This is a genomic window from Henriciella sp. (assembly GCF_049649345.1).
Taxonomy (GTDB): Bacteria; Pseudomonadota; Alphaproteobacteria; order Caulobacterales; family Hyphomonadaceae; genus Henriciella.
In genome coordinates, this window is sequence record NZ_JBARZC010000282.1 from 1 (window position 1) to 7,163 (window position 7,163).

Below are 7,163 nucleotides of genomic sequence, written 5' to 3' on the forward strand. Positions count from 1 at the left end.
CTTCATGCCGGACCGGCTGGTATTACTCCGTTGGCTGTTCCGGTACGGCGCCTGGTTCAACCCGGACGATGCCCCACAGACCATTCTGGTTACCGAAGGACGCAAGATCCTTGAACAGATAGTCTCCTGGCACTGCGAACGGTCCGCCGGCTCTGGTCATGATGTTCCATGCCGCAGATGGCATGATCATGTCCTGGGAAGCCTTGAAGCGCTGGTACTCATTCTCACCCATCACGTCGGCCGGGGCGTCGACCGAAAGGAACGGTTCTTCCTTCCAGTTGTGACCCAGGATGCCGAGCGTCGTGTTCCGGGCATAGCCGACCGGCATGATCACGCGGAAGCGCATGTCATCACCAGGCTCTGCACGGTAGACAGGCGTCTCCGGATCCGTGCCGCCGACCAGCGTGTTCGAGTAAGCCCGATACATGTTGGTGATGGAGGCAAGGCCAGGCCCGTGATCGCCGCCACCAAGGCCCCAGTCCGCACCCGCATTGAAGTTGAAGCGGAACCAGAGCGGCTCTGTGCGGTAGTTGATCGCAGCAGCGCCGGCATCATGAGCATCCTCGGGGACGCCGAAGCCTTCGCCCGCAATGTTCTCGACAGGGCTGCCATCCTTGTAGCGCAGGTTCACTGCCTTATGGAACACCATGGCGAAGTCACGGAAGGTCTCGCCATTTTCCATCGTCACAGTGGCCTGCATACGGGTGTCTGGATCTTCGACCCAGGTCGAGCCTGCCGGCATCACATGGATCGCGCCGAACATGCCCTTCTGGCCCTGCTTGATCCAGTCAGCTGGCTGGATATTCACCCCGCCAAGCTCGAGCGGACGGTCGACCATGTTGAACCGGTTGCCGGTCAGGGCACCATAGTTGCCCGATCCACGGCCACCCGTACGCGGCTCAAGTTCGATATCGCCAGCATAGTAGCGATAGGTCCGCGAACCGCCGGGTGAGATCGTCTGGGTCGGGTTAACGCCGACATTCATGCCGTCCGACTGCGAGATGTCGTATTCCAGCTTCTGGGTATGGAAACCGACATGGCTCGAGGCCCGGATCAGATTGTTGTTGAAGGTCGTCGAGCCTTGCGGGCTGTTGCGGTCACGGATGACTGTATAGTGCTGCGTCACGAAGGATGCGAGATCCGGCGTGAGCTCAGGCAGGCGGTTGCGAACGGTCACGTTCACACAGTCGCCGGCATGCACCCGAAGGACGAGCGGCTCGAAATCATGGTCGTCCGCAACCTTGACCGGGCAGTTCGTATTGGTGATGCCCCCAAACTGCTCGCTGCAAAGCGACTCTTCGATCGGTGACGACGGATCCGCGATGAGGTCTTCCGTCGGCAGATAGACCAGCGCCGTCGGATCGTGCAGTGGACCGCGTTCACCGTTCGACAGCTGGTGGCCGCGCGTATTGTAGAACAGGGTCCCACCAAGCCACTCCGGCATCGCACCGACGTGCATCCTTGCCGAGCTGTCACGCGGGATCCGCCGCGCTGTGCCAGGCACGTACTTCGTCACATCGTTCACCGCGACAGCCGTCACGTCGAAGTTCGAGACAGGCGCATCAGCCGGGCAGACACCGACATAGTCCTCGCGATTCTCGATCGAGAGCGGCAGATCACGCTGATTGTTCGGCAGGCTTGCCAGGTCAGGTTGCGCCTTGTCATAGGAGCGGATCACGCCCCATGTGCCGGTCCACAGACCTTCCTGCGAGCCGTCCCAGAGATACATATAGTCCGAGACACCCGTCACTTGCCCAAGATCGCCAATGATCGAGGTTGCGAAAGTGGCCTTCTCTGCCAGAGCGACCTGGAAGACGCTCCGCCAGCTTGTGTGCTCACTCTCGCCCCAGCCGCCGCCGCCTTCGAGCCATTTCAGGCCGTTCAGAACCGTCGAGTGCTCGTGTTCGTGGGCACCGGCCTGGATCTTCACACGGACGATGTCACCGGCATTGGCCCGGATGATCGGGGTGAACGGGTCACCCGGACGAACATCATTGGTCATCGCCGGATAAGGCGTATTGCCAAGCGCGGTATTGAAGTCAGGCAGGGCCCGGTCCGTACGCGTCTGAAGCGCGAAGGCGAGGTCGCCGCCAAGTCCGTCAGCCTGCATGCCAGGCTTGCCGTCCGGTCCGATCTTGTTCGGATCGTAGACGCGGTAGCCGACAGGCTCATTGCGGTAGTTGATGACGAACGTACCAATGTCTGCCGCGGAAACCGCTTCAGGACATGGACGCGGAACACCACCGGGGCAGAGCGACAGGAGCCGTGCAGCATCCGGGAACGGAGCCGAGCCACGGACAGACGGGTTCAGCGCGTAGCGGAAGCTGTCTGACGTAGCGGGCGCCACATTGCCGTCTGCATCGCGGCCGACATAGACACCGGCATTGTAGGCGTGGGCAAAGTCCTGCGCCTCCATGTAGAACTCGCGATAGGAGTCATCGGTGCCGTCGCCGTCCAGATCGCCTGCCAGGATCATTGCCTGCCAGGAGGTCGGGCCGCCATCATGACGCGTATAGAGCGGTTCACCCGTCTCATTGTGCTGCCATTCGGAATCGGCCGGGTTGATCAGCAGCGTGGCATAGAGGCCGATCTGCTGGTGGGTCGACGGGCCGAAATGGTCGTGCGTGAAGGTCACGCCGAGACCGCGGTCCATGCCGTCCACATTATGCAGCGGATCCACGAACCAGCGCTGGGTCACGGTGCGGGCACCGAGATACTCACCGCCTTCGCCTGCCCCGAAATACGGGTGCGGCAGGGCTTCGAGCAGGGCGTCGCCCGTATCGTTCTCGAGCACGTAGCGGTTGATCGCAGTGATGCGTTCCTGCACCGTTTCTGCACCAAGCGCGCCGTCTTCATAGTTCCAGCCATTGGCCGACCCGTCAGCAGACACGAGGTCCCATTTCGGAAGGTGGATGTGCTGACCGATAATATCGGTTGGCGTGGTCACCTGATAGTCGTCGAGCATGTAGAACTCGGGGACCAGATTGGTCTGATAGTAGTTGGCGCAATCATACGAATTAAGGCGCATGATGAATGGCTCGGGCGGACGCGTCTTGTTCAGCGTCGGCTCGACATCATCCCATAGCGTGATGATACGCTGTTGCGGATAGTGGTCGCCGGCCTTGTTGAACACGACATCGAGCTGGATGTTCGCCGCCTTGTAGACACGCGGATTGTCCGCGCCATAGGTCGGCGTATGCTCGTTCGCCATTTCGCCATAAGCGCCAGAGAAGAACTGGCCAGCCTGTCCGGTGACAAAGAGGTCGCCCTCATCATCCATGCAAGGCTCGAAGTATGGCGCACCTGGCACAGGAAGCTGACCGTTCGTGCGATAGCTGTCCGGCTCGAATGTGCCGTCCATCAGCAGCCGCGTCGTGTCGTGATAGCGGGTCGCATGGAAGGCCATCGCCGCCCGCTCCACATCTGTGCCGTGCTCGGGCAGATACACTGCCTTGGCTGACTCGATATGCTTTTCGAAGCTGAAGCGCGATTCCACCGAATGGGTCAGGCCACCGGCCGCATAACCATCGAGATAGTGACGTGGCAGGCCGCCATCCCAGCCGCCCGCTGTCGGGTCGGTTGGATTTTCAGCCATGTCGAGTGGTGGGGTCGGAATACGCTGACCCACAGCCCCTTCGATGCCGCCAATCCAGAACGGGTAGCCCGGATTCTTCAGGCCAGTCGGATTGAGCTGATTGTCGGGATCGATCGCGTCGAGCGATGCGAGCACAGGGCGCGTATCGATCAGCGCCGGATCTGTGTCCGAACGATCGATGACAGCCTGGCTGGATTCCGGTGAGCCATCGCCATCCTTGTCGACAGCGGCGACATGGACACGGCCTGGCATTGGCGGAAGCGCATTGCCGGGCAGCGGCACGATCGCCGGGATCGGCACACCTGCGATAATTTCGCCGTCAGGAAGCGCGCGCGATCCGGATGCCGGACGGCCTTCCTGCAGGGCGTAGGGGTTCTGGTGGTAGCCGTCTTCGCCGACCGACACGTCAAGCACGGTGCCGGCTTCGAAAACATCATGGTTACGCCACATGGCCCACATGCCTTGCGCGAAGTGCGGATAGAAGTGGCAGTGATAGATCGCATCTCCTGCGGTCTTGTTGCGGTTGCCGGAGCCGCCGAACGCAATCTCATAGGAATATGAAGCGCCCGGGCCGATGCCCTGCACGTCGAGATAGTTGGAATTGTCATCGTCCGGATTGGACAGCCACTGGTGGTTGTGCAGGTGGTAGACGTGAACTTCCTTCGGGCCTGCATGCAGGTTGCGGAATTTCACGAAGTCACCCGTGTAGGAGTGATGCACGTTCGCAGGATCGTCCGGATACTTCACATATTCTGCGCGGATCGAAGGATCGCGCGAGCAGAACGGGTCGCCCGGATGCGGCGAACAGAATTCAAGACCCGCATTGGCCGGCGTATCAACCAGCATGGCCGGGTCGCCAACCGAGTAGGATGACAGGAAGAACTCCTCATAAGAGCAGCTCAGACAGTCATGCATCGGGCCAACGCCAAGACGGTTGGCGATGACTTCAGAGCCGATGCCGCCAGACGCGGCATTGATCATGAAATTGTCGCCCACGCCGTGCAGCGTGTGCTCGAAGATCGGATCCTCGAACCAGCCAGGGAAGGCCTGCTTCGAGACCATCTCGTCAGAGAACAGAGCCACGAACTCGCGATACGCTTCGAGGCGGTTCGGAACCGCCGGATTACGCGCACCTTCCGATTCAAGCGGATAGACCGACGGATCGAAGGAGCCGTCTTCGTTCGGGCCGGTGATAATCGCGTTGATGTCGGAATTGACAATGATATCCCAGCGCGTGTCGATCATGTTGAGGATCGGCATGCGTGCCTTGCCCTCTTCTTTCCACGGGCTTCTGTTGGGGTAGCGGGCCTCATAATCGATGATCGGATGGCCAGAGGCCGTGGTGCCGATCGTCGCGAGGCGGAGGTCTTCCTCGGTGACTTGGCTGCGATAGAACTTCGCGCCGCGCGGCTGAACCGTGACCGCGCCGAACAGGCCGTTACCGATATTGCCGCCAGCGCCTTCGCCGCCAAAAGCGGTCGCCGTCGACACGATGAGGTGGGAGCCCTCATCGGCGGCGTAGAAGGTGTAGCGCTTGGCCTGACCGGGTTGAGCGGTCGAGTTGCGGTTCTTGCCGACATAGGACGAGGTGTCCTGGATCTGGTCGACGACGTTCATGCCGACAGGCGTGAAGCCGGCCGTCCGGTCCACAACCTGATCATTGATCGTCATCACGGCAGGGTTTGCGTTATTCGGATTGTCGATAAAGCTCAGCATGTTCTCGAAATGAACTTGCAGGCAGTCGCCCTGCCGCACGCGAAGAATCAGAGGCCGCGGCCGCTTGTCCTTGCGCAGTTCGACGAAACCCGGAATGAGCACGCCGCCCTGCGACTCTGGCTTGCCGTCAAACTTGCTGACGACATCCGAGCGAAGGGCATACATCATGCCGTTCACATTCTGCGCACCCATGCGATTGAACATCATCGGCTGATCGAGCGCGACGACTTTCGCCTTCACGGTCCGTTCGCAAACGGCGTCCTGTGCAAGTGCTGATGTTAAAGGTGCTGCAAAGGCAGCAATACCGGCGATCGCCAGCTTAACCAAGCGGTCCATAACGTCCCCCTCCCATGGAATGACGCTGCAAAAAAATTGTCCCCACGCACAATGTCCCTAAGGTGCGCTTCGTGTATCATTACGCAAATGTTAGGCATCCGTCCAGACAAAATGAACAAAAAGTTACAATTTATTTTCAATTGCCGGGACCGCCTGACAGTCCACCGCTAATCGCAATAATTATTACAGGTACAGCTTTTCGTCAGAACTGGGCTTTCGGCTGCGCTGAGAAATTCGGCTGATAAAATTCACCTGCAGAACGTGCCGTACGGCCGTGGTGATCGGTGATTCGCCGCATGCACGAACGCATGATGACGGGTCCGTCAGAGCACATTTTCGTATTGCTTGGCCGCTGGCGCAAAGGCGGGTCGGGCGGTGAACTGGAGCCGCTCGCCCTTGCCCGAGGCACGCAGCGATATGATCGCCGGGAGCGTGCCGCTCGGCCGCCAGGCCGGCTTCCAGGCGATCGAGGTGTCGGTGGAACTGGTGCCATAATAATTGAACCGGACGCTATCCATGCAGTCGAGCAATACCCGGCTGACACGCTCGCCTGACGGGTAGCCATATACCGGCGTCACATCGGCCCAGTGGAGAACAAGATCGGTCTTGCCTGAACAGGTTTCCGATTTCCGGGTCTCAAGCACGAGGCGCGAAAAGCCACCATCCTTCGGTCCGGCCTGTCCCGCCACGACAAAGCTCAGCCGCTCGCTCGCGCCTGAAAAAAGGGTTTCGGGCTCTGCATTCATCGCATTGTCCGGAATGGCAAATTCCAGCCAGGTCATCGCAACCTGAAGCAGGCGTGCCTGCTCCTGCTCGGCATCGAGCTTTTCAGACGAGATCCACATCCGCGAGCCGGTCTGGATGGCCCCGAAGAGCGACGCGGAAATCAGCGCCGTCAGCGTCAGGCCGATCAGGGTTTCCAGCAGCGAGAAGCCGGCCTCGCGCCTCGCGCTTCGCGGGCACTGTCTGAGACGCGGCGCCCTCATCCCTCACTCCGCGGGAAGATCTCGACTTTCCAGCGCAAGGTGGTCGCGGTCTGCCGGCGCCCGAATGTGTCCGTCACCACGCCGGTAATCTGGCACAGCCCGTCTTCGGGCTCTTCTACACGCAGTGACCACTCATACCCGTCCGGTGTAGTCCCGGATGTCTCGCCGGGCGCATCGAGCCGGGCCTCGACTGTCGACATGAGCTGGCCGAGAAATTCTGCGGTCTGCTGGCTGGCCTGCGCGCGCACTTGCGAGCGGCTGCTGAGCGAATAGCTTTGCAGGATGGCGACCACGGACAGGCTGAAAATGGCGAACGCGACCAGCGTTTCCATCAGCGTGAAGCCGGCATCTGAGCGTCGCTGTGTCATGGGTCCGGCGTCTCGCGCTGGATCGAGCCTGTCAGCCAGTCGATGACGACCGTCTCGCGCCGGGTGCCTGAGAACACTTCGATCGTGCCGCCGCTGGATGTGCCGTTCTGGAAGAACAGCACCCGGCCGCGCCCGGCCGAACTGGCAGAGATGACATTGGCC

General features: G+C 60.7%; 3 protein-coding genes. All 3 read right to left on the bottom strand.

Annotated features, from left to right (window positions below):
* Window positions 1-22: 22 nt before the first annotated feature.
* Window positions 23-5,647 (bottom strand): hypothetical protein, encoded by a 5,625-nt coding sequence (locus WA989_RS07480; protein WP_424339880.1) that lies wholly within the window; start codon window positions 5,645-5,647, stop codon window positions 23-25.
* A 323-nt stretch (window positions 5,648-5,970) separates the two neighbouring features.
* Complete coding sequence (locus tag WA989_RS07485; RefSeq protein WP_424339881.1) at window positions 5,971-6,633, bottom strand: PulJ/GspJ family protein; 663 nt, start codon at window positions 6,631-6,633, stop codon at window positions 5,971-5,973.
* Window positions 6,630-7,001 carry a PulJ/GspJ family protein gene (locus WA989_RS07490; RefSeq protein ID WP_424339882.1) on the bottom strand — a complete coding sequence of 124 codons (372 nt, stop codon included), beginning with the start codon at window positions 6,999-7,001 and terminating at the stop codon, window positions 6,630-6,632. Before WA989_RS07490 ends, WA989_RS07485 begins: the two co-directional genes overlap by 4 nt.
* Between the last annotated feature and the right edge of the window lie 162 nt (window positions 7,002-7,163).